Genomic DNA, 21,965 nt, shown 5'->3' with positions numbered 1-21,965 from the left:
GCCGTGCCGTCAGATCCCGAAGTCGGAGCAGGTGACGGTGGCGTACGTGCCGCTGGAGGTCCTGGTCGCCGTCGGCGTGCCGTCGACGGTGATCGTGCAGGCGATGTCGCCGGTGCCGCCGCCGGTGCGGATCGCGACCACCGTCTTGAGGTCGTCCTCGGGGATCCTGACCTCCTTCCGCCACGGCAGATCGACGGAGGAGGAGTGCACCTGCTTTCCGGCCCCGTCGATGTAGGAGAGGGCGACGCGCCCCTGACCGGTCACCTCGTAGACCACCGTCTGACCGCTGGTGCCCGGATCGCCGCCGTCCTGCTGGTCCTGGCCGGAAGGAGCGGAGGTGGTGTCGAGGCTCCCCTCCACGGTGTTCCGCAGCCGGTCCATGAACGCGAGCGGGCCGAGGCAGATGCCGACGCAGGCGACCAGCACGACGACCACCACGGCCGCGATCGCGATGATCATGGTCTTGTTGCTCTTCTTCGGTGCCGGCGGCGGGAACGGCCCGCCGGGGTGGCCCGGCTGCTGCCCCTGCTGGTAGCCCGCCTGGTAGCCGGGATACTGGCCCTGCTGGTAGCCCGCCTGGTAGCCGGGATGCTGGCCCTGCTGGTAGCCCGCCTGGTAGCCGGGATACTGGTAGCCGGGATGCGCCTGCTGGTAGCCCGGCTGGTCCTGCTGGTAGCCGGGATGGGCGCCGTAACCGGCCTCCTGCTGGTTCGGGGCCCCGCTGGTCGGGTATGGCGTGGCTGGCGGGCTGGACTGCGGCGGGTATGCCGGGCCGGCACCGTGGGGCGGGGCCTGTTCCGGGCCGCCGTGTGGCGGTGGCTGGCCCCACGGGCTCGGCTGCGCCGGTTGACCGTATCCGGCGGCCTGCGCCGGCTGGCCGTACCCCGCCTGCGGCGGCTGACCCCAGGTCGGCTGCCCGTACGGGGTGGCCTGCGGCGGCTGGCCGTACGTGCCCGGTGGCGCCGGAGGCTGCCCGTACGCCGGCTGCGCCTGCTCGCCGTGCCCGGTGGGCTGTGGTGGCTGGGGCGGGGCGTACCTCGTGGTGGGTGCGTCCTCCTCGTCGCCCGCCGGGGAGTCCTCCGGCCGGGGCTGCTGCGGCGGCGGGCCGAACCTCGTCGTCGGCGGCTCGTCTTCGGGGTCGTACGGGTGGTGCGGGGGCGGCGAGTCGGTCATCGGGTCTTGGCTCCAGATATGGCAGGACAGCAGGAGGCGGCGGCGAAAGGGGGAGATCCGGCGGAGGTGGCAGCGAATGCGCCAGTCACGGTACCGCGTCCGCCCTGGCCGCGATGTACCCGAAAGGACAGGCACGCGACGGGTGCCGCCGGATCGTCCGATCCGCCGGCCACCAACGGTCACCGAACGTCACCGAGCAAATCCGCTGATCGAATGAGCACCTTTCGATCACGCCAGATGAGCGAACCTAGGTTAGGCTGCGGGCCATGTGCGGAATCGTGGGTTACGCCGGCGCCAGACCGGCGCTGGGCATCGTGCTGGACGGGTTGCGGCGGCTGGAGTACCGCGGCTACGACTCGGCCGGCGTGGCGGTCGTCGCCGAGGGCGAGCTGCTGACCGAGAAGAAGGCCGGCAAGCTGGCCAACCTGGAGAAGGCGCTCGCCGAGCGGTCGTCGACCGACGACGGTGCCGCGGCGCTCGGCATCGGTGCCGGGACGACCGGGATCGGGCACACCCGGTGGGCGACCCACGGCGGGCCCACCGACCGCAACGCCCACCCGCACAAGGCCACCGACGGCCGGGTGGCCGTGATCCACAACGGCATCATCGAGAACTTCGCCAAGCTCCGCGCCGACCTGGAGGCCGAGGGCGTCGAGTTCGGCAGCGACACCGACACCGAGTGCGCCGCGCACCTGATCGCCGGCGAGCTCGCCCGGCTGCGTGCCGTCGGTGAGGCCGACGGCCCGCGGCTGCTGGCGACCGCGATGCGCCAGGTCTGCCAGCGGCTGGAGGGTGCCTTCACGCTGCTCGCGGTGGACGCGGCGATTCCCGGGGCGGTGGTCGGCGCCCGGCGCAACTCGCCGCTCGTGGTCGGGCGCGGCGTCGGGGAGAACTACCTCGCCAGCGACGTCTCCGCCTTCATCGAGCACACCCGGGAGGCGGTCGAGCTCGGTCAGGACCAGGTCGTGCTGATCACGGCCGACGACATCGAGATCACCGACTTCACCGGCGCCCCGGCCAGCGGCAGGGACTTCCACATCGACTGGGACGCCTCGGCCGCCGAGAAGGGCGGCTACGACTACTTCATGCTCAAGGAGATCGCCGAGCAACCGCAGGCGATCGCCGACACCCTGCTCGGCCGCCTCAAGGAGACCGGCGAGATCGTGCTGGACGAGGTCCGCCTCTCCGACCAGGACCTGCGGGACGCCGACAAGATCTTCATCGTCGCCTGCGGCACGTCGTACCACGCCGGGATGGTGGCGAAGTACGCCATCGAGCACTGGACCCGGATCCCCTGCGAGGTCGAGCTGGCCAGCGAGTTCCGCTACCGCGACCCGGTGCTGGACCGCTCCACCCTGGTGGTGGCGATCTCGCAGTCCGGCGAGACCATGGACACCCTGATGGCGCTCCGGCACGCCAAGGAGCAGAAGGCCCGGGTGCTGGCGATCTGCAACACCAACGGCTCCACCATCCCGCGCGAGTCCGACGCGGTGCTCTACACCCACGGCGGTCCCGAGGTCGCGGTCGCCTCCACCAAGGCGTTCCTCACCCAGGTGGTGGCCTGCTATCTGATCGGCCTGCACCTGGCCCAGGTCCGCGGCATCAAGTACGCCGACGAGGTCGCCGCGGTGGTGGAGCAGCTCCAGGAGATGCCGGAGAAGCTGCGGAAGCTGCTCGCCGGGGTGGAGCCGGTCCGGGAACTCGCCCGCGACCTCAAGACGGCGCCGACGGTGCTCTTCATCGGCCGGCACGTCGGCTTCCCGGTCGCCCTGGAGGGTGCGCTCAAGCTCAAGGAACTCGCCTACATGCACGCCGAGGGTTTCGCGGCCGGCGAGTTGAAGCACGGGCCGATCTCGCTCATCGACCAGGGCACCCCGGTGGTCTGCATCGTCCCGTCGCCGCTCGGGCGGGGGATGCTGCACGACAAGATCGTCTCCAACATCCAGGAGATCCGGGCCCGGGGCGCCCGGACGATCGTGATCGCCGAGGAGGGCGACGAGGCGGTGACGCCCTACGCCGACCACCTGATCTACGTGCCGCGTACGCCGACCCTGCTGGCCCCGCTTGTCACCACGGTGCCGTTGCAGGTGCTCGCCTGCGAGATCGCCGCGGCCCGGGGGCACGACGTCGACCAGCCGCGCAACCTGGCCAAGTCGGTCACTGTGGAATGAGCCGGCGCGGCCGCCGGTAGGGTGAGGCGGTGATCGTCGCAGTCGGCATCGACGTCGTACTGGTCGATCGGTTCGCCCGGGCGCTCGCACGCACCCCGCTGCTGGCCGATCGGCTCTTCACCGAGGCGGAACGCGTCACCGGGTCGGGCGGTCCGCGCTCGGCCGAGTCGCTGGCCGCCCGGTTCGCCGCGAAGGAGGCGGTCGCCAAGGCGCTCGGCGCCCCGGTCGGGCTGCACTGGCACGACTGCGAGGTGGTCGCCGACCCGGACGGGCGACCCTGGCTGACCGTCTCCGGCACGGTCGCCGCCGCCGCCACCGAGCGTGGCGTGGAGCGCTGGCACCTCTCGCTCTCGCACGACGGCGGGATCGCCTCGGCGATGGTGGTGGCGGAGCGATGAGAGCGACCGGGCGATGAGAGCGACCGGGCGATGAGAGCGACCGGGCGACGGGGTCGGAGCGGGGCGATGAGGACGGGGCGGCGATGAGGTCGGCGTGGCGGGTGGCGGACGTACGCGCCGCCGAACGGGCCCTGATGGCGACGGTGCCGGACGGGACCCTGATGCGCCGCGCCGCCGGTGGGCTGGCCGGACACTGCGCCCGGCTGCTCGCCGAGCGGGGCGGGGTCTACGGCGCCCGGGTGCTGCTGCTGGTCGGCTCCGGCGACAACGGCGGCGACACCCTCTACGCGGGTGCCCGGCTCGCCGGCCGGGGCGCGGCGGTGCGGGCGTTGCCGCTCTCCCCGGAGCGGGTCCATCCCGGCGGCCTGGCGGCGCTGCGCTCGGCCGGCGGTCAGGTCTGCAACGGGCTGCCGGACCGGGCCGACCTGGTGCTGGACGGGATCGTCGGGATCGGCGGCTCGGGCGGGCTGCGGGAGCCGGCGGCCCGGGTGGTGGCCGGGCTGGCCGGCCTGACCGACCGGGCCGGGAAGCGACCGCCGGTGGTGGCGGTGGACGTGCCGAGCGGGGTCGAGGTGGACACCGGTGGGGTACCACGCCCGGCCGGCCTGCCCGGCACGGTGACCGCCGACGTCACGGTCACCTTCGGCTGCCTGAAGCCGGCCCTGGTGGTCGGGCCGGCCGCACCCCGGGCCGGCCGGGTCGAGCTGGTCGACATCGGCCTGGGTCCCTGGCTCCGGGCCGATCCGGCGGTACGGGTGACCGAGTGGTCGGACGTCGCCGAGTGGTGGCCCCGGCTCGGCCCGGAGGAGGAGAAGTACAGCCGGGGCGTGGTCGGGCTGGCGACCGGCTCCGCGACGTACCCGGGCGCGGCCGTGCTCTCGGTCGGCGGCGCGGTCGCCGGGCCGACCGGCATGATCCGGTACGCCGGCAGCGCCCGCGCCGAGGTGCTCCGCCGCTATCCGTCGGTGGTCGCCGCCGAGCGGGTCACCGACGCCGGTCGGGTGCAGGCCTGGGTCTGCGGCTCGGGGCTGGGCACCGGCGCGGAGGCCGCCACCGAGCTGCGCTGCGTACTCGCCGCGCCGGTGCCGGTGGTGCTGGACGCGGACGCGCTCACCCTGCTGGTCGACGGCTCGATGGCGGAGCGGCTCCGGGGACGGGACGCGCCGATCGTCATCACCCCGCACGACCGGGAGTACGCGCGACTCGGCGGCGAGGAGCCCGGCGGGGACCGGGTCGGCGCGGCGCTGCGCCTGGCCACCTGGATGAACGCGGTGGTGCTGCTCAAGGGTGACCGGACCGTCGTCGCCACCCCGGACGGGCGGGCCTTCGCCAACCCGACCGGCACCCCGGCGCTGGCCACCGGCGGCACCGGCGACGTGCTGGCCGGGTTGCTGGGTTCGCTGCTCGCCGCCGGGCTGGCTCCGGAGCGGGCGGCTGCCGCCGCCGCGTACCTGCACGGGCTGGCGGGACAGGAGGCGGTCCGGCAGGGTCCGGTCACCGCCGCCGACGTGGCCGCGGCGCTGCGCCCGGTGATCGCCCGACTGCCCCGGTGACCCGGACCGCCCCGCCGACGCCTGTCCAGCTCACGCCACCTGCGGCCATCTGGATCTACTGACAAGTAGGCTGGGCGCATGTGGCAGGCCGAGGTGCGGGTCGACCTTGACGCGATCCGCGACAACGTGGCCCGGCTGCGGGCCGGGACGAACGCCGAGCTGATGGCCGTGGTCAAGGGTGACGGCTACGGTCACGGCATGCTGCCCGCGGCGCGGGCGGCCCTGGACGCCGGGGCGGAGTGGCTCGGCGTCTGCACCCTCGACGAGGCGTTGACGCTGCGCCGCGAGGGTGTCACCGCACCGGTGCTGGCCTGGCTGCTCGCGCCCGGGATGCCGCTGCACGAGGGGGTGACCGTCGGGGTGGACCTGGCCGCGGCGAGCCTCGGCCAGCTCGCCGAGCTGGTGACCGCGGCCGAACGGGCCGGCCGGCCGGCCCGGACCCACCTCAAGATCGACACCGGGCTCTCCCGGGGCGGCGCGACCGTGGCCGACTGGCCCGAGCTGCTGGACGCGGCGGCGAAGGCGCAGGCGGACGGCGTCCTCGAGGTGGTGGGGGTCTGGAGCCACCTGGTCCACGCCGACGCTCCCGGGCACGCCACCATCGACCGGCAGCTCGCCGCCTTCACCGAGGGGCTCGCCCTCGCCGAGCGCGCCGGGCTGCGCCCCCGCTACCGGCACCTGGCCAACTCGGCGGCGACGCTGACCCGCCCCGACACCCACTTCGACCTGGTCCGGCCCGGCATCGCGCTCTACGGGCTCTCGCCGATCCCCGGCGAGCGGTTCGGGCTGCGGCCGGCGATGACCGCCCGGGCCCGGGTCACGCTGACCAAGCGGGTGCCGGCCGGCACGGGCGTCTCCTACGGGCACACCTACCACACCGAGCGGGAGACGACGCTCGCCGTCGTGCCGCTCGGCTACGCCGACGGGGTGCCCCGGCACGCCTCCAACGTCGGCCCGGTCCAGCTCGCCGGTGGGCGGCGCCGGATCGCCGGCCGGGTCTGCATGGACCAGATCGTGCTGGACTGCGGCGACGACCCGGTGGACCCCGGTGACGTGGCGACGCTCTTCGGCAGCGGCGCGGAGGGCGAGCCGACCGCCGACGACTGGGCCGAGGCGGTCGGCACCATCAACTACGAGATCGTCACCAGGTTCGGCGGGGTCCGGGTGCCCCGGGTGTACGACGGGCGGCAGTCATGAGCCCCAGCAGGCTGGCCGGGTCGCGGGTGCCGGCGCAGCGGCTGCCCGCCCGGCGTACGCCGAACCGGACCGGACTGTTCCGGGTGGCCGGCATCATCGGCGCGGCGGCCGGGGTCGCGGCGGCCGGGATCGCCGCCGGGGTGGCCGCCGAGCGGGCGGTGGTACGCCGCTCCAGGTCCGCGCCCGGTGACCGGTACGCGGCGGAGCCGTTCGGTGCGCTGCCGTACGACGAGTCCTGCACCGTCACCACCGCCGACGGCACCGACATCCACGTGGAGCTGGTCGGGCCACCGGCCGGGCCGGGGCGCCCGACCCTCGTCTTCGTGCACGGCTTCTGCCTGGACATGGGGACCTTCCACTTCCAGCGCAGCATGCTCACCGAGCTGGGCGAGGACCGGATGGTCTTCTACGACCAGCCCGGACACGGCCGCTCGGGCCGGCTGGAGTCGGGCGAGTACCAGCTCGCGGCGCTCGGCGAGACCCTCCGGTCGGTGATCGACCGGACCGCGCCGACCGGGCCGCTGGTGCTGATCGGGCACTCGATGGGCGGCATGACCATCATGGCCTTCGCCGAGCGCCATCCGGAGATCTTCGCCGAGCGGGTGGTCGGTACCGTGCTGATGGCCACCTCCGGCGGGTTGGTGGCGGAGACGAAGTTCGGCCTGCCCACGATCGTCGCCCGGGCCGGCGCCCCGCTGCTCCCGGTGGTCGACAACGCCACCCGGCTCACCGGCAGCGTGCTCGACCGGGCCCGGCGCGCCTCGGCGAACCTGGCCTGGCTGCTCACCCGCAAGTACGGCTTCGGCACCCCCACCCCCAGCCCGGCCCTGGTCTCCTACGTGGAGAAGATGAACTCCCGGACCTCCACCGAGACCGTCGCCCGCTATCTGCGCACCATCTATCTGCATGCCCGCTATCCGGTGCTGGCCGCCCTGCGGGACGCCCCCGCCCTGGTCATCGTGGGTGAGCGCGACATGATCACGCCGGTGACCCACTCCGAGGAGATCGTCCGCTGGCTGCCGGACGCCGAGTATGTCAAGGTGCCCGACAGCGGGCACGTGGTCATGCTGGAGCACGCCGACGAGGTCAACGAGATACTCCTCGACTTCCTCGACCGGCTGCCCGCCCGACGAGAGGATTGAGGCTTCCCCGATGAGCGACGCGTTGCGCGGCACCGAACTCGTCCGCGAGCTGCCGACCGTGGGCGACACCCGCGAGTTCGGGCGCCGGCTCGGCGGACTGCTCCGCTCCGGGGACCTGCTGGTGCTCGTCGGGCCGCTGGGCGCCGGCAAGACCGCGCTGGTGCAGGGGATCGGGGCCGGGCTCGGTGTGCTGGGCGACATCACGTCGCCGACCTTCGTGATCGCCCGGGTGCACCGGCCGGACCCGGCCCGGGGCGGGCGGATCACGCTGGTGCACGCCGACGCGTACCGGCTGGGGGATGCGGTCGACCCGCGGGCCGAGATCGACGACCTCGACCTGGACGCCTCGGTGGACGAGGCGGTCACCGTGGTCGAGTGGGGGGAAGGGCTGGTCGAGCACCTGGTCGACACGCATCTGCAGGTCCGCATCGACCGGCGGGACGACGAGACCCGGCGGATCGAGCTGGTGCCGTCCGGCGGCGACTGGGCAGACCGGCTCGCCGCGCTGCGCTGAGCCGTCGCCGGGTTGGATGTGCGGTGTCGTACCGGACTTCTAGAGTGCGGGGGACGATCCCGCCGCCCGAGAGGTTACCGATGACCCTGGATCTTCCCGCCCTGCTGCCACCGGCCTGGCGGGCGGCGCTGGAGCCGCACCTCGACCCGGCCCGGACCGCCGCGTTGAGCGAGTTCGTCGCCGCGGAATACGCGACGCGGAGCGTCTTCCCGCCGGTCGAGGACCTCTTCACGGCCTACCGGCTCTGCGCTCCGGAGGAGTGCCGGGTGCTGATCCTCGGTCAGGACCCCTACCACCGGGCCGGTCAGGCGCACGGGCTGAGCTTCAGTGTCCGCGACGGGGTGGCGGTGCCGCCGTCGCTGCGCAACGTCTTCAAGGAGCTCGCCGACGACCTCGGGGTGCCGGTCTCCCGGGGCGGCAACCTGACCCGCTGGGCGAGCCAGGGTGTGCTGCTGCTCAACGCGGTGCTGACCGTCCGGCAGGCCACCCCGGGATCACACGCCAACAAGGGCTGGGAGGACTTCACCGACGCCACCATCAGGGCCCTCGACGCGCGCCCGGAGCGGGTCGTCTTCCTGCTCTGGGGCGGCTACGCGCGCAGGAAGGCCGGGCTGGTCACCAACCCGGCGCACGTGGTGCTGGAGGCCGGCCACCCGAGCCCGATGAACCCGCGCGGCTTCCTCGGCAGCCGCCCCTTCAGCGCCTGCAACAAGGCGCTCGCCGACGCGGGCCGCCCCACCGTCGACTGGGACCTCTCCGCCGGCTGACGTGGGTCGTGCCGGGCGCCGGTGCCGACCCGGTTAGGGTGCCTGTGTGCTCGTACTCGTGCTGGACTCCTCGACCCCGGCGGTGACCGCCGCGCTGGCGGAGATCACCGCCGACTCGGTCGCGCCGCGCGGCGAGCGCAGCGTCGTCGACGCGCGGGCCCACGGCGAACTGCTGGCGCCGCAGGTCTCCGCGCTGTTCGCCGAGGCCGGCGCCCGCCCGCCCGACCTGGCCGCCGTGGTGGCCGGGCTCGGGCCCGGGCCGTTCACCGGGCTGCGGGTCGGCCTGGTCACGGCGGCGAGCATGGGGCAGGTGCTCGGCATCCCGACCTACGGGGTGCCCTCGCTCGACGCCATCGGACACGCCGCCACCCACCCCCGCTCCGGCGCCGCGCCCGAGGTCGGGCCGGTGCTGGTGGCCACCGACGCCCGCCGCCGGGAGATCTACTGGGCGGTCTACGACCTGACCGGCGACCGGCTGGCGGGCCCGGACGTCGACACCCCCACCGCTGTCGCCGAGCGGGCCCGGGAGCTGGGCGTCCGGGTCGCGGTCGGCGAGGGGGCCCGCCGGTACGCCGACATCCTCGGACTGCCGCCGAGGGCCGGCCTGGACCACCCACCGGCGTACGCCCTCGCGGAGCTCGCGGCGGCCCGGGTCCGGGCCGGTGCCCCCGGTGACCGGCTCACGCCCCTCTACCTGCGCCGGCCGGACGCCGTGGCGGCGACCGGCCGCAAGCCGGTCCTGCGGTGAGGACGGCGGCCGGCGCGGGCAGCGGTCGGTTGGTCCGGCTGGGCCCGTTCCGCTGGTGGCACATTGTCGAGGCACTGCCGATCGAGGCGGATCTCTTCGGCGACGAGCAGTGGTCGGCGGGAATGTTCTGGAACGAGCTGGCGAACGGCCACCACTACGTGGCGGCGCTGGACGCCACCGACGCGCTCGTCGGCTACGCCGGGCTCGCCGTCGCGCCCCCCGACGAGGCGTGGGTGCAGAACGTGGCGGTACGCCGGGACGCGCAGCGCTCCGGCGTCGGCCGGATGCTCCTGGTGGACCTGCTGGCCGAGGCGGACCGGCACCGCGTACGCCGGGTGCTGCTGGAGGTGGCGGTGGACAACGCACCCGCCCAGCGCCTCTACGCCATGCACGGCTTCGAGCCGGTCGGCGTGCGGCGCGGCTACTACCAACCGAGCAACACCGACGCGCTGGTGATGCAGCTCGAACTGGAGCAGGCGAATGGCTGACGAACCGCTGATCCTCGGGATCGAGACCTCCTGCGACGAGACCGGCGTCGGTGTCGTACGCGGCCACACCCTGCTCGCCGACGCGCTGGCCTCCAGTGTCGAGGAGCATGCCCGGTTCGGCGGGGTGGTGCCGGAGGTGGCGAGCCGGGCGCACCTGGAGGCGATCGTGCCGACCATGCGCCGTGCCCTCGACGATGCCGGGGTGACCCTGGCCGACGTCGACGCGATCGCGGTCACCGCCGGCCCCGGGCTGGCCGGCGCACTGCTGGTCGGGGTGGCCGCCGCCAAGGGTTACGCGCTCGCCGCCGAGAAGCCGGTCTACGGGGTGAACCACCTGGCCGCGCACGTCGCGGTGGACACCCTGGAGCACGGCCCGCTGCCCGAGCCGGCGGTCGCGCTGCTGGTCTCCGGCGGGCATTCGTCCCTGCTGCTGGTCGACGACCTGGCGACCGGGGTCACCCCGCTCGGCGCCACCATCGACGACGCCGCCGGGGAAGCCTTCGACAAGGTGGCCCGGCTGCTCGGGCTGCCGTTCCCGGGCGGCCCGCCGATCGACCGGGAGGCCCGGGCGGGCGCGGCGGACGCGATCCCCTTCCCGCGCGGGCTGACCGCCCCGAAGGACCTGGCCGCACACCGGTTCGACTTCTCCTTCTCCGGGCTGAAGACCGCGGTCGCCCGCTGGGTGGAGGCGAGGCAGCGGGCCGGCGAGCCGGTGCCGGTGCCGGACGTCGCCGCCTCCTTCCAGGAGGCGGTCTGCGACGTGCTCACCGGCAAGGCGATCGCGGCCTGCCGCGACCAGGGCGTGGAGACCCTGGTGCTCGGCGGCGGGGTCGCGGCAAACTCCCGGCTGCGGGCGCTGGCCGAGGAGCGGGCGGCGAGGCACGGCATCCGGGTCCGGGTGCCCCGGCCGAAGCTCTGCACCGACAACGGCGCGATGGTGGCGGCGCTCGGCTCGCACCTGGTCGCCGCCGGGGTCGCCCCGAGCCGGCTGGACCTGCCCGCCGATTCCGCGCTGCCGCTGACCACGGTCAGCGTGTAGTGTTCCGGCGGCGTCGAGGGCGGGAGGAGTGATGGCCGACGTGATCGTACGGATGTGGGAGGTACGCGCCGAGCGGGCCGGCTTCGCCGATCTCCTCACCTGGGTCTGCGACACGGCCCTGCCCGAGCTGGAGCACAATCCGCTGCACATCTCCAGCGAGGTCTTCTCCTCCACCGACAACCGGCTCGTGGTCGTCTCCCGGTGGCGGGCCAACCCGGTCTCGCTGCCCGACCCGCCCGCCCGGATGCTCGCCCGCACCCCGCACGTCTGGGACTTCACCCCGGTCGACCGCTGACCCACCCCGCCGGAGCGGCGGGAGCCGTCCGGCGGGCACAGCCTCGGTCTGACGCCGGTGGGATGACTGTGGACGGGACTGTCGAGCTGCCCCGCTTGTGCACCTGCGGGGGGAAGGGTGGAAGCCTTGCAAAGGAAGCTTTGCAAGGCTAGCTTTGCAACTATGTCTAGGGATGAAGTCCGGCTGGATCCGACGTCGCTGCGGGGCCTCGCCCACCCGCTCCGGGTCCGGATGCTCAACACGCTGCGCGAGCACGGTCCCGCCACCGCCACCCTGCTCGCCGAGCGGCTCGGCCAGTCCACCGGCGCCACCAGCTACCACCTCCGGCAACTCGCCCAGTACGGCTTCGTCGTCGAGGAGCCAGGTCGTGGCGCGGGTCGGGAGCGGTGGTGGCGGGCGGCGCACCGCAAGACCCTGCTCGACGGCGAGGAGGTCGGCCGGGACGCGCTGCCGGACATCGAGACGTACCTGCGATCCGTCGCCGCGCTCTACGCCGAGCGGATCGACCGGTGGCTGAACGAGATGTCCGGCCTGCCGAAGGAGTGGGAACGGGCGTGGACCCTCAGCAACTGGCAGCTCCGGCTGACCGCGGCCGAGGCGCAGGAGTTCGCCGACGCGTTGCGCGAGTTGATCGGGCGGTACCGCCACGACGGGCCCGGCGTGTCGGCCCCGGACGGCGCCGAGCCCTTCGTGGTCCAGGCACAGCTCATGCCCTTCGTCCGGCCCGTCGATGACGTCCGGCCGGCGGAGGGGACCGGCTGATGGACCGGGATCGGCGACCATTCGTCGGCCTGCTGGCCGCGGAGGGGATTTCCCTGGTCGGCAGCCGGATGAGCATGGTCGCGCTGCCCTGGTTCACCCTCGTGCTCACCGGCAGCGCGGCCAGGACTGGCGTGGTGGCGTTCGCCGAGATGCTCCCGTACGTGCTGGCCTGCGCCCTCGGCGGTCCGCTGATCGACCGCCTCGGCGGTCGCCGGACCAGCGTCGTCACCGACCTGGCCAGCGCGGCGGTGCTGGCCGCCGTCCCGGTGCTGCACCTGGCCGGCGCGCTCGGGTTCGGCGCCCTCACCGGCCTGGTCGCGGTCGCCGGGCTGCTGCGCGGGCTGAGTGACACCGCCAAGCGGGTGCTCTTCCCGGAGACCGTGGCGGCGGCGGGCATCCCGATGACCCGGGCGACCAGCCTGCACGACGGGCTCAGTCGGCTGGCGACGCTGCTCGGCGCACCCCTGGCCGGCCTGCTGATCGCCGTGCTCGACGCCCCGACGGTGCTGCTGCTCGACGCCGGCACCTTCCTGGTCGGGGCGGCCGTGGTGGCGCTGGGCGTGCCGGTCCGGCAGTCCGGTGCCGATCCGGGAGGCGGCGATTCCGCCACGCCGGAGGAGGGCGACGGCGGGCCGGACCGGGAGTCCTACCTGGCCGCGCTCCGGGGTGGGATGCACTATCTGCGCCGCGACCGGCTGGTGCACGGCATCGTGCTGATGCTCCTCGTCACGAATTTCGCCGACGCGGCGTACACCTCGATTCTCGCTCCGGTCTGGGCCACCGAGGTGGCCGGCTCGTCGACGGCGCTCGGCCTGCTCACCGCGGCGTTCGCGCTCGGCGCGGTGCTCGGCAACGCCGTCTTCACCGTCGTGGCGTCCCGGGTGCCACGGTTCGCCGTCTTCGCGGTGGGCTTCCTGCTCGCCGGGGCGCCCCGCTTCGTCGCGCTGGCCGTGCTGGACCGGCTCTGGGCGGTCTACCTGATCTCGTTCGTCGCGGGGGTGTCGGTTGCCGCGATCAACCCGATCCTCGGGGCGGCCACCTTCGAACGGATCCCGGAACGGCTCCGCGCCCGAGTGCTCGGGCTGACCCATGCGGCTTCCTGGGCCGGCATCCCGCTCGGCGGGCTACTCGGCGGTCTCGCCGTCGAGCAGTTGCGGCTGCCGGCCGCCTGCCTGCTGCTCGGGGCGGCCTACCTGGTGGTGACCGTGCTTCCGTTCGTCCTGCCGGTCTGGCGCCAGCTCGACCAGCCGGCGACAGAAGCGACAGGGCGGTCCGGGCCATCGGTAGCGCCGTCGCCGACTCCTCGGTCGACCGAACCGGCCGAGGAGGTCAGGGCCGGACCGCCCCGATGATCTGGCCGATCCGCTCCGGCGAGGTCTCCGAGCGCTGGTACTCCGGGCGGCTCAGCACGCCACCCATCCGGGGCAGCGGGTTGCGGTGGATCGCCGGACCGTCCGTGCTGACCCGGGCGGTGAAGTGGTATTCGTCGGCGCCGGTGGCCGCCGCGATCCGGGCGATGGTGCGCTCGTTGACCCCGCCGCCGGCCATCACCGCGAGCCGGCCGTCGGCCTTGGCGACCAGGTCCGCGATGAGCGGGGCACCGGCCAGTGCGCTCTCCTCCTGGCCCGACGTCAGCACCCGGGGCACGCCCAGCTCGACCAACTGCTCCAGCGCGTCGAACGGCTCCCGGACCATGTCGAAGGCCCGGTGGAACGTGACGTCGGCACCGTCGGCCGCGGCGAGCAGCCGCCGCATCGTCGGCAGGTCGATGTCGCCCTCGGGGGTCAGTGCCCCGATCACGATGCCGTGCGCGCCGACCGTCACCGCCGCCTGCACGTCGCGCACCATCGCGTCGACCTCGTACGGGGAGTAGATGAAGTCGCCGCCCCGGGGGCGGACGAGCACGTGCACCCTGATCCGGCTCGCCGCCTGCAGGGCCACCTCGATGGTGCCGATGCTCGGCGTCAACCCGCCCTCGAACAGCCCTGCGCAGAGTTCCACCCGGTCGGCACCGGCGCGTTCCGCGGCCAGCGTCCCCTCGACGCCGTCGACGCAGATTTCGAACGTGGTCATGCCAGCCATCTCCCATAACCCTGAACCGACGTACACAACTCTGAGTAACTGTGAAGGGTCATTCAAGTTGACCCCATCGATTCGAGTCAACCGGATGTGAGAATAAGCGCTGCCAAAGCGCGACACGGTGGGACGCAGAGCGTGATATCTACCCTGACCAGGGCATATCGGCAGCGACGGCTCAGCGGGTGACCGACATGAAGACCCCGAGCAACAGCAGGGTGACGACGGCGACGGCGAAGACGACCAGCAGCTCCCGCCGGCCGCCCGTACTGCCACTGTCCCCGCCACCGGTGCCCCCGGCGCCACCGACACCGCCATCGGCGCTGCCACCGGGCCTGGGAGCCGAAACCGCCGGCAGGTCCCGGGTCACCACGGCCAGCTCCCCGAGCGTACGGGCGGAGTAGACCGCGCCCACCCGCTCGGAGAACTCGTCGAGGCTGAGCCGCCCCTGCTCGGTGTGACGTTGCAGGTCGGCGACCACCCGCTGCCGATCGGAGTCGGATGCCCGCAGTTGCCCGTCCACGCCGGACAGCCTAGATGTAAGGAGGGGGCCCTTCTACAACAGAAAACGATATGCGGGGGCCCTTCCTCACATCTCAAGCGGAGCGGCGAGGAGGTGTTCGAAGGCGAGTTCGGCGGCACCGACCAGGGCGGCGTCCTCGCCGAGCTGGGGCGTACGCAGCCGGACCTGCTCGCGGGGCGTGGCCAGAGCCAGGGAGTTGAGCCGGCTGCGTACCCGGGCGGCGGCGGCGAGGTAGACGTCCCGGAGGGTGCCGCCGAAGATGACCACCCCGGGGTTGAAGATGTTGACCAGGTTGGCGACGCCGAAGCCGAGCCAGTCGCCGACCTGCCGGATCGCGGCCTGGGCGGCGGCGTCGCCCCGGGAGGCCGCGTCGACCAGCCGCAGGGCGGCCTCCCGGCTGGCGGCCTCGCCCCGGCCGGCCGCCCGGAGCATGGCGTACTCGCCGATCTCGGTCTCCCAGCAGCCGTACGAGCCGCAGCCGCAGGGGCGCCCGCCGGGCTGCACCACCATGTGGCCGACCTCGCCGGCGTACCCGCCCTGCCCGGTGAGCCGCCGGCCGCCGACGATGATCCCGGCTTCGATGCCGACGTCGCGGTGCAGGTAGATGACGTCGTCGTAACCCCTGGCCGCCCCGCGGGCGTGCTCGGCGACCGCACTCACGTCGGCCGCGTTGCTGACCAGCACCGGACGCTCCTGCGGCAGCAGCTCGCCGAGCGCCTCGGCCAGCGGCCCGTCCAGCTCGTCACCGCCGACCTCGGCGGCACCGTCCGGTCCGAGTCGCACGCCAGTGTCCGGGCCGGGGCGCACGGCGGCCTCCGGGCCGGGGCGCACGCCAGTGTCCGGGGCGGGTCGCACGGCGGCCTCCGGGCCGGGGCGCACGCCAGTGTCCGGGGCGGGTCGCACGGCGGCCTCCGGGCCGGGCTGCCCGGTGCCGTCGGGTCGGCGGAGCCGGCCGCAGACCGCGACACCGCTGCCGACGTAGACGGAGCCCTCCGGCACCGCCTGGTGCATCTCCTTGACGAAGCCGGCCAGCAGGGGAAGGGTCTCCACGGCCAGCAGCCCCGGTGGCCGTTCGGCCTGCCGGCGGTCCAGCACCACCCCGCCGAGACCGATCCGGGCGGCCCGGAGCCGGTCCGCCTCGATGCTGTACGCGTACGCGAAGACCCGGCCCGACTCGGGCCGGACGACCAGGGATGGTCGCCCGGCCCGCCCGGTCTCCCGGGGTGCCCGCTCGCTGACCAGGCCGGCGGCCGCCAGTTCGGCGGTGAGTGCGCCGATGGTGCTCCGGTTGAGTCCGAGGGAGGTGGTCAGCTCCGCCCGGGAGGTGGCGCCGTGGATGTGGACGTACCGCAGCAGCGCGCCGAGATTCTGCCGGCGTATCTCCTCCTGGCTCGGCCCTGCGCGCATCGTGCCCCTATCGATTGCCTGTCACGCCGGCTCGACGTCGGGAGAGTGCGTCGACACTGGCCGCGAGGAGCAGCACCAGACCGGTCACCACGAAGGTGAACCCGGAACTGCGGCTGAGCAGCCCCATCCCGTTGTCGATGACGGCGATCACCGCACCGCCGAGCACCGCGTCGACGATCCGGCCCTTGCCGCCGAAGAGGCTGGTGCCGCCGATCACCGCCGCACCGACGGCGTAGAGCAGGACCTTACTGCCCCCGGTGTTGGCGTCGACCGAGGTGGCCCGGCTGGCCGCCACGATGCCGCCGATCGCCGCCATCGAGGAGCAGATCACGAAGACCGAGATCCTGATCCGGTCGACGTTGATGCCGGCCCGGCGGGCCGCCTCCCGGTTGCCGCCGACGGCGTAGATGTGCCGGCCGTACGCGGTGCGGTGCAGGACGAAGGTCAGCGCGACCAGCAGGACGACGATGACCGGCACCACGATCGGTACGCCCCGGAGCGAGACGAGCGGGTTGCGGCTGCGTTCGAGGTTGAGCAGGTACACGGCGGTGCCGACGAGCAGCGTGAGCGCGCCGATCCGGATCAGCACCACGGTGAGGGGTTCGCTCACCAGGCCGCGCCTGGTGCGGTTGCGGTGCCGCAGCAGTTGCACGGCGGCGTAGCCGGCGATGCCGAGCAGGGTCAGCGCCCAGCCGAGCCACGGCGGCATGTTCCGGTTGGCGATCGCCACCAGCACCTCGTCCCGGATCGAGACGTTGGTGCCGCCCTTGATCAGCAGCAGCACGACGCCCTGGAAGGCGAGGAACGCGGCAAGGGTGACCACGAAGGACGGAATGCCGATCTTGGCGACCAGGAAGCCGAGGATGAACCCGATCACCATCCCGGTGGCGATCGCGGCGGCGGCCGCGACATACCAGGGATAGCCGTGCAGGGTGACCAGTTGGGCGAGGACCGCGGCGCAGACGCCGCTGGCGAAGCCGGCGGAGAGGTCGATCTCGCCGAGCAGCAGGACGAAGATCAGCCCCATCGCGATCAGCGTCACCGCCGCGCCCTGGGTGAAGAGGTTGGCGAAGTTTCCCTCGGTCATGAAGTTCGGGCGCAGCGCGGCGAAGACGACGCAGAGCACGATCAGGCCGAGTACGGCCGGCAGCGCGCCCATGTCGCCGCCGCGCACCTTGGCCAGGTAGTCGCGGAAGTGGCTGCCGACCGTCGGCGCCGGCGCGGCCGGTGTCTCCACCGGCGGCGCGGCGATGGTGGGTGGGGCGCTCATCGATCGGCTCCTGCGCTCGGGGTTCCGGTGTGTGCGGTGTCGGGACTGCCGTTGCCGTTCTCGGTGGTGAGTCCGAGTCCGTCGCTGCGGCCCGCGGTGATCAGCTCGACCACCTGGGCGTGGGTCACGTCGCTGGTCCGCAGTTGCGCGACCATCTGGCCGAGATAGAGCATGGCGATCTGGTCGGAGACGGCGAAGACGTCGTTCATGTTGTGCGAGATGAGCACGACGGCGAGTCCGTTGTCGGCCAGCCGGCGGACCAGTTCGAGGACCTGGGCGGTCTGCGCCACGCCCAGCGCCGCGGTCGGCTCGTCGAGGATGACGAGCCGGCTGTTCCAGAGCACCGCCTTGGCGATCGCCACGGTCTGGCGCTGCCCGCCGGAGAGGCTGGAGACGTGCTGCCGCAGCGACTTCACCGTCCGGACGGAGAGCCCGGCGAGGGTCTCGGCGGCCAGCTGTTCCATGGTCGGCTCGTCCAGGACGAGGCCGCTGCGCTTCTCCCGGCCGAGGAACATGTTCTGCACGATGTCGAGGTTGTCGCAGAGGGCGAGGTCCTGGTAGACGACCTCGATGCCGAGCGTGGCGGCGTCCCGGGGGTTGTGGATGTGCACCGGCCGGCCGTCGAAGAACATCTCGCCGCCGTCGGCGGAGTAGATGCCGGCGACGCACTTGACGAGGGTGGACTTGCCGGCGCCGTTGTCGCCGACGAGCGCGGTCACCTCGCCGGGGTTGACCGAGAAGTCGACGTTACGGAGGACCTGGACGGGACCGAAACTCTTGTCGATCCCGCGCAGGTTCAGCAGGGGTGTCGCGGACACGGGTGGTCTCCTTTACGCGGGTGTCCGGTCGCGGGTGCCGATCGCGGGGTAACCGATCACGGGTCCGGTCCAGTTTCCTCTGGGGGTGAGGACGCCGCCCGGTACGGATGCGTGGCGTACCGGGCGGCGTCTCGGCAGGGCCGGTCGGGGCCCGGTGCCGTCGTGCGGGTCAGCTCACGCCGGCCTCGGTGCAGGCGGCGGCGAAGGCGCCGGTGCAGAGCTCGTCCTTGCTGATGAAGCCGTCGGCGACGACGTCCTTGACGTTCTCCTTGTAGATGGCCTTCGGCTCGAGCAGCACCGCCGGCACGTCCCGGTTGCCCTCCGGGTCCTTCACCGTGGTGGGCGCCTCCTTCTTCTCGCCCTTGGCCAGCGCGATCGCCAACTCGGCGGCGGCGTCGGCCTCCTGCTTGATCGCCTTGTAGACGGTCATGCACTGGTCACCGGCGAGGATGTTCTGCAGCCCCTGGAGGGTGGCGTCCTGGCCGGTCACCGGGACCTTGCCGTTCAGCTTGTTCTTCTTGAGGATGGAGATCACCGCGTTGCCCAGCCCGTCGTTGGCGGCGAGTACGCCGTCGATCTTGCCGTTCTGCTGGGTCATCATCTGCTCGAAGATGGTGCCGGCCTGGGTGTTGTCCCAGCCTGGCACCCACTGGTCCGGGCCCTTGACGTACTCGTTGGCGTCGTACTTCGGCTTGAGCACGCTGTCGTAGCCGTTCTTGAAGAGCGTGGCGTTGTTGTCGGTCTCCGAGCCGTTCAGCTCGGCGACGACCGGCTTCTGGACGCCCTTGTCGGTCAGGCACTTGACGAGGCCCTCGCCCTGGAGCCTGCCGACGGCCTCGTTGTCGAAGCTGACGTAGTATTCCGCCGAGCCGCCCAGGGTCAGCCGGTCGTAGTCGATGGTGAGCACGCCCTGGGTCTTGGCCTTGTCCAGGACCGCCTTGCCGGTGCCGGAGTCCAGGTTGACGATCATGAGGACGGTGACGCCCTGGGTCATCATCTGGTCGGCGATGGTCTGGAACTGGGCCTTGTCGTTCTGGGCGTTCTGAATGATCGAGTCAACGCCTGCGGCCTGGAACGCTGCCTCCAGGTACTTGCGGTCCGCGGTCTCCCAGCGGTCCGACGAGGCGCTGTCCGGAAGGATGACGCCGATCTTGGGCTTGGCCTCGGTGCCACCTTCGCCGCCGGACTCTTCGCCACAGGCGGCGAGGCCGCTGGTGGCCAGCAGGCCCACGGCAGCGATGGTGAGGATCCCTCTGCGCATTGCACGGGTCCTTTCGGGGTGGGTGTGGTGTCTCGGTCACAGCGGTGGTACGCCCGAGCGGGTCGCCGCGTTGCCCGCTGGCCTCTCCGTTGGGCTGCCTCGGGGCACCTCCGTCCGGTCGCGACTCCCGACGGGGTGCGGTGGGCTGTGGCGACCGGCCCGCCTCACTTTTGTTGTGTCCGGCAACGTATTTCGCGGGGAGTCGCCGGGGCAAGGTCGTAAGGGCCCTGAGTTTGTTGCAGGGGATAACAATTCGGCAACGTGACCGACATCCCGGGATTGGCCAGCGGTGATACGCCGGAAATGATCGATGGTGATGCAACTGCCCGGTGCGCCCGGCCCCATCCGGCGGAGTCGGGCGCCTCAGGCCGTCGCGACCGGTGCGGTGACGGCGCCGGTGAGTCGGATCAGGTCCGCCGGCGCGAGTTCGAGCTGCAACCCCCGCCGCCCGGCCGAGACGTAGACCGTCGGAAAGCGCTCGGCGGAGGCGTCGACCACGGTACGCAGCGCCTTCCGCTGCCCCAGCGGGCTGATCCCGCCCCGGACGTAGCCGGTGGTCCGCTCCGCCAGGGTCCGGTCGGCCAGGGTCGCCCGCTTACCGCCCACCGCCGTGGCCAGCGTCTTCAGGTCCAGCTCGCCGGTGACCGGGACCACCGCCACGGTCAGCACCCCGTCGACGCTGGCGATCAGCGACTTGAAGACCCGTTCCGGCGGCACCCCGAGCGCCGCCGCCACCTCGGCGCCGTAGTTCGGGGTGTCCGGCGCCACGTCGTACGGGTGCAGGGTGTGCGGGATCCGCTGCCGCGTCAGCAGCGCGGTCGCCGGTGTCCCCCTGCCCGCCACAACCGGCACCCTATCGCCGGGCGACCGCCTGGACGGCGTTAGGAGGGGGCCCTTCTACGACAGAAAACGATAAGAAGGGGCCCTTCCTTACAAGCCGTCCTGGGGCGGGTGGCAGAGCAGCGCCGTGGGTGCGCCGGCGACCCGGGTGAGCACCAGGCTGATCGGCTCGGTCCCGGTGAGCCGCAGGTCGCGGCGGAGCCGCTCCGGTTCCAGTGCCGAACCGCGCTTGAGGATCTCGGCGCGGCCGACGCCGAGCTCCCGGAGTCGGGCCCGCAGCCGCTTGAGCGAGAAGGGGAGCGACTCGACGACCTCCAGGCACCGGGCGTACGGGGTGGGGGCGGCGGCGTCGGCGTAGACGTACGCGATCTCCGGGTCGGCGAGCGTGCCGTCGACGGTGTCGGCGAACTCGGCGACCAGGTGGGCGCGGACCACGGCCGGGTCCGGGTCGTAGAGGTAGCGCCGGACGGGGCCGACCGGGGCCTGCCGGGTCCCGTCGCCGGTCAGTTCGTGCACCGCCGGATCAGTCGGCCCGTGCCGGGTCGGCCCGTCCGGCTCACCGGGCCGGGCGCCGGTTCGGACGTGGGCGCCATGGGCTGCCGGCCCGGTCAGCAGGGTCGCCCGGCGCGGGGTGCCGGCCAGCGGGGCGCTCCAGACGGTCGCCTCGACCAGGTCGCCACCGACGCTGACCCACTCGCCCTCGGCGCCCGGCGGCAGGAGCGCGTGGTCGATGCCGGGCGCGACCTTGAAGACCGTCCGGGGGATCCGGCCGGCGAGGTCGAGCAGGAAGTCCCAGGAGGGGGAGTAGGCGGCCGGGTCGAAGACCCGCCGGCCGGTGCCGGGCCGGCGCCGGGCCGGATCGCAGAAGACCGCGTCGACCGGCCGCCCGTCGACGGCGGTGACGTCGAACCGGGTCGCGTCGCCGGGTTCGACCGTGAACCGGTCCGCCACCCCGGCCGCCCCGGCGTTCGCGGCGGCCATCGCCGCGGTGAGCGGGTCGGCCTCCACGCCGTACACCCGGATGCCGGCCCGGGCGGCGGCGATCGCGTCCGCGCCGAGACCGCAGCCGAGGTCGACCAGGGTGCGTACCCCGGCGGCGCGCAGCCGGGCGGCCCGGCGGGCCGCCACGCCGGGGCGGGTCGCCTGCTCCAGGCCGGCCCGGGTGAAGAACATCCGGGCGGCGTCCGGGCCGAACTTGGCCGCCGCCCGCCGCCGCAGTTCGGCCTGGGTCAGCGCGGCGGCGGCGAGCCCGCCGGATATCCCGGCCGAGCGCAGCGCGGCCGCCGCGACCAGCGGGTCGCCGCCGGCCAGGTCGGCGGCGGTGGCCAGCGCGGTTCCCCCTTCCGGGGTACGCAGTGCGGCCAGCTGGTCAAGGTCCACCGCAGCATTGTGCCGGCCCGGGTCACCGGCGGGCGTGTCGGGTTGGCACTCTCCTTGACGGAGTGCTAGCCGCCGGCATAACCTGCGGTTAGCACTCTCAAACCGAGGGTGCCAGCTTCCGGGCCCTGGTCCGGAGGCGGAAC

22 protein-coding genes are annotated in these 21,965 nt (G+C 73.3%); 13 read left to right on the top strand and 9 right to left on the bottom strand.

All coding sequences use genetic code 11. The features are described 5' to 3' along the window. Positions 1–9: 9 nt before the first annotated feature. Positions 10–1,173 (bottom strand): MmpS family transport accessory protein, encoded by a 1,164-nt coding sequence (locus ACN27G_RS25380; RefSeq protein WP_421495268.1) that lies wholly within the window; start codon positions 1,171–1,173, stop codon positions 10–12. Between the two features lie 266 nt (positions 1,174–1,439). On the opposite strand from ACN27G_RS25380, the gene glmS reads away from it, so the two are divergent. The 13 genes from glmS to ACN27G_RS25315 all read left to right on the top strand — a co-directional run bounded on the left by glmS (position 1,440) and on the right by ACN27G_RS25315 (position 13,599). Beyond that, positions 1,440–3,344: a glutamine--fructose-6-phosphate transaminase (isomerizing) gene (glmS, locus tag ACN27G_RS25375; protein ID WP_421495267.1), complete on the top strand. Its 1,905-nt coding sequence runs from the start codon at positions 1,440–1,442 to the stop codon at positions 3,342–3,344. A gap of 29 nt (positions 3,345–3,373) precedes the next feature. Then, a complete protein-coding gene (locus ACN27G_RS25370; RefSeq protein ID WP_421495266.1) occupies positions 3,374–3,742 on the top strand; it encodes a holo-ACP synthase in 369 nt (122 codons plus the stop codon). Positions 3,743–3,825: 83 nt separating this feature from the next. Further along, on the top strand, positions 3,826–5,295 hold the full coding sequence (locus tag ACN27G_RS25365) for an NAD(P)H-hydrate dehydratase (RefSeq protein WP_421495265.1): 1,470 nt from the start codon (positions 3,826–3,828) through the stop codon (positions 5,293–5,295). Between the two features lie 78 nt (positions 5,296–5,373). Then, complete coding sequence (alr, locus tag ACN27G_RS25360; RefSeq protein ID WP_421495264.1) at positions 5,374–6,492, top strand: alanine racemase; 1,119 nt, start codon at positions 5,374–5,376, stop codon at positions 6,490–6,492. After that, positions 6,489–7,634, top strand: a complete 1,146-nt coding sequence (locus tag ACN27G_RS25355; protein ID WP_421495263.1) for an alpha/beta fold hydrolase — start codon at positions 6,489–6,491, stop codon at positions 7,632–7,634. The genes alr and ACN27G_RS25355 overlap by 4 nt, the downstream gene beginning before the upstream one ends. Before the next feature lie 10 nt (positions 7,635–7,644). Further along, complete coding sequence (gene tsaE, locus ACN27G_RS25350) at positions 7,645–8,148, top strand: tRNA (adenosine(37)-N6)-threonylcarbamoyltransferase complex ATPase subunit type 1 TsaE (RefSeq protein ID WP_421495262.1); 504 nt, start codon at positions 7,645–7,647, stop codon at positions 8,146–8,148. 80 nt (positions 8,149–8,228) lie between these two features. After that, positions 8,229–8,915 (top strand): uracil-DNA glycosylase, encoded by a 687-nt coding sequence (locus ACN27G_RS25345; protein ID WP_421495261.1) that lies wholly within the window; start codon positions 8,229–8,231, stop codon positions 8,913–8,915. Between the two features lie 46 nt (positions 8,916–8,961). After that, the gene (gene tsaB / locus ACN27G_RS25340; RefSeq protein ID WP_421495260.1) at positions 8,962–9,663 is read left to right on the top strand and encodes a tRNA (adenosine(37)-N6)-threonylcarbamoyltransferase complex dimerization subunit type 1 TsaB; all 702 of its coding nucleotides are present in this window, start codon (positions 8,962–8,964) and stop codon (positions 9,661–9,663) included. Continuing rightward, positions 9,660–10,151, top strand: a complete 492-nt coding sequence (rimI, locus tag ACN27G_RS25335; RefSeq protein ID WP_421495259.1) for a ribosomal protein S18-alanine N-acetyltransferase — start codon at positions 9,660–9,662, stop codon at positions 10,149–10,151. Before tsaB ends, rimI begins: the two co-directional genes overlap by 4 nt. Then, a complete protein-coding gene (gene tsaD / locus ACN27G_RS25330; protein WP_421495258.1) occupies positions 10,144–11,190 on the top strand; it encodes a tRNA (adenosine(37)-N6)-threonylcarbamoyltransferase complex transferase subunit TsaD in 1,047 nt (348 codons plus the stop codon). The genes rimI and tsaD overlap by 8 nt, the downstream gene beginning before the upstream one ends. 40 nt (positions 11,191–11,230) lie before the next feature. Continuing rightward, the gene (locus ACN27G_RS25325) at positions 11,231–11,485 is read left to right on the top strand and encodes a hypothetical protein (RefSeq protein WP_421497456.1); all 255 of its coding nucleotides are present in this window, start codon (positions 11,231–11,233) and stop codon (positions 11,483–11,485) included. Positions 11,486–11,647: 162 nt separating this feature from the next. Continuing rightward, positions 11,648–12,247 carry an ArsR/SmtB family transcription factor gene (locus ACN27G_RS25320; RefSeq protein WP_421495257.1) on the top strand — a complete coding sequence of 200 codons (600 nt, stop codon included), beginning with the start codon at positions 11,648–11,650 and terminating at the stop codon, positions 12,245–12,247. Beyond that, the gene (locus ACN27G_RS25315; RefSeq protein ID WP_421495256.1) at positions 12,247–13,599 is read left to right on the top strand and encodes an MFS transporter; all 1,353 of its coding nucleotides are present in this window, start codon (positions 12,247–12,249) and stop codon (positions 13,597–13,599) included. Before ACN27G_RS25320 ends, ACN27G_RS25315 begins: the two co-directional genes overlap by 1 nt. On the opposite strand, the gene ACN27G_RS25310 is transcribed toward ACN27G_RS25315, so the two are convergent. From ACN27G_RS25310 to ACN27G_RS25275, 8 genes are all read right to left on the bottom strand, one after another. Beyond that, the gene (locus ACN27G_RS25310) at positions 13,577–14,320 is read right to left on the bottom strand and encodes a copper homeostasis protein CutC (protein WP_421495255.1); all 744 of its coding nucleotides are present in this window, start codon (positions 14,318–14,320) and stop codon (positions 13,577–13,579) included. The genes ACN27G_RS25315 and ACN27G_RS25310 overlap by 23 nt on opposite strands. A 181-nt stretch (positions 14,321–14,501) precedes the next feature. Beyond that, a complete protein-coding gene (locus ACN27G_RS25305; protein ID WP_421495254.1) occupies positions 14,502–14,846 on the bottom strand; it encodes a DUF1707 SHOCT-like domain-containing protein in 345 nt (114 codons plus the stop codon). Positions 14,847–14,912: 66 nt separating this feature from the next. Further along, positions 14,913–16,253: an ROK family transcriptional regulator gene (locus ACN27G_RS25300; RefSeq protein WP_421495253.1), complete on the bottom strand. Its 1,341-nt coding sequence runs from the start codon at positions 16,251–16,253 to the stop codon at positions 14,913–14,915. Between the two features lie 7 nt (positions 16,254–16,260). Then, positions 16,261–17,523, bottom strand: a complete 1,263-nt coding sequence (locus tag ACN27G_RS25295; RefSeq protein ID WP_421495252.1) for a sugar ABC transporter permease — start codon at positions 17,521–17,523, stop codon at positions 16,261–16,263. Beyond that, entirely contained in the window at positions 17,520–18,341 is an 822-nt protein-coding gene (locus tag ACN27G_RS25290) for an ATP-binding cassette domain-containing protein (protein ID WP_421495251.1), read from the bottom strand. The genes ACN27G_RS25295 and ACN27G_RS25290 overlap by 4 nt, the downstream gene beginning before the upstream one ends. 169 nt (positions 18,342–18,510) lie before the next feature. Beyond that, positions 18,511–19,602: a sugar ABC transporter substrate-binding protein gene (locus ACN27G_RS25285; RefSeq protein WP_421495250.1), complete on the bottom strand. Its 1,092-nt coding sequence runs from the start codon at positions 19,600–19,602 to the stop codon at positions 18,511–18,513. A gap of 363 nt (positions 19,603–19,965) precedes the next feature. Beyond that, complete coding sequence (gene ybaK / locus ACN27G_RS25280; protein ID WP_421495249.1) at positions 19,966–20,445, bottom strand: Cys-tRNA(Pro) deacylase; 480 nt, start codon at positions 20,443–20,445, stop codon at positions 19,966–19,968. A gap of 87 nt (positions 20,446–20,532) precedes the next feature. Further along, positions 20,533–21,822 carry a THUMP-like domain-containing protein gene (locus ACN27G_RS25275; RefSeq protein ID WP_421495248.1) on the bottom strand — a complete coding sequence of 430 codons (1,290 nt, stop codon included), beginning with the start codon at positions 21,820–21,822 and terminating at the stop codon, positions 20,533–20,535. Between the last annotated feature and the right edge of the window lie 143 nt (positions 21,823–21,965).

Origin of the sequence: Plantactinospora sp. WMMB334 (assembly GCF_049179095.1) — a bacterium.
Taxonomy (GTDB): Bacteria; Actinomycetota; Actinomycetes; order Mycobacteriales; family Micromonosporaceae; genus Plantactinospora.
This window is presented reverse-complemented; position numbering and strand designations above follow the sequence as displayed.

Excerpts from the sequence above, each read along its gene's own strand:
- ACN27G_RS25380 (WP_421495268.1), bottom strand. The coding sequence starts at position 1,173 with ATGACCGACTCGCCGCCCCCGCACCACCCGTACGACCCCGAAGACGAG.
- glmS (WP_421495267.1), top strand. The coding sequence starts at position 1,440 with ATGTGCGGAATCGTGGGTTACGCCGGCGCCAGACCGGCGCTGGGCATC.
- ACN27G_RS25365 (WP_421495265.1), top strand. The coding sequence starts at position 3,826 with ATGAGGTCGGCGTGGCGGGTGGCGGACGTACGCGCCGCCGAACGGGCC.
- alr (WP_421495264.1), top strand. The coding sequence starts at position 5,374 with ATGTGGCAGGCCGAGGTGCGGGTCGACCTTGACGCGATCCGCGACAAC.
- ACN27G_RS25355 (WP_421495263.1), top strand. The coding sequence starts at position 6,489 with ATGAGCCCCAGCAGGCTGGCCGGGTCGCGGGTGCCGGCGCAGCGGCTG.
- tsaE (WP_421495262.1), top strand. The coding sequence starts at position 7,645 with ATGAGCGACGCGTTGCGCGGCACCGAACTCGTCCGCGAGCTGCCGACC.
- ACN27G_RS25345 (WP_421495261.1), top strand. The coding sequence starts at position 8,229 with ATGACCCTGGATCTTCCCGCCCTGCTGCCACCGGCCTGGCGGGCGGCG.
- tsaD (WP_421495258.1), top strand. The coding sequence starts at position 10,144 with ATGGCTGACGAACCGCTGATCCTCGGGATCGAGACCTCCTGCGACGAG.
- ACN27G_RS25320 (WP_421495257.1), top strand. The coding sequence starts at position 11,648 with ATGTCTAGGGATGAAGTCCGGCTGGATCCGACGTCGCTGCGGGGCCTC.
- ACN27G_RS25315 (WP_421495256.1), top strand. The coding sequence starts at position 12,247 with ATGGACCGGGATCGGCGACCATTCGTCGGCCTGCTGGCCGCGGAGGGG.
- ACN27G_RS25310 (WP_421495255.1), bottom strand. The coding sequence starts at position 14,320 with ATGACCACGTTCGAAATCTGCGTCGACGGCGTCGAGGGGACGCTGGCC.
- ACN27G_RS25300 (WP_421495253.1), bottom strand. The coding sequence starts at position 16,253 with ATGCGCGCAGGGCCGAGCCAGGAGGAGATACGCCGGCAGAATCTCGGC.
- ACN27G_RS25295 (WP_421495252.1), bottom strand. The coding sequence starts at position 17,523 with ATGAGCGCCCCACCCACCATCGCCGCGCCGCCGGTGGAGACACCGGCC.
- ACN27G_RS25285 (WP_421495250.1), bottom strand. The coding sequence starts at position 19,602 with ATGCGCAGAGGGATCCTCACCATCGCTGCCGTGGGCCTGCTGGCCACC.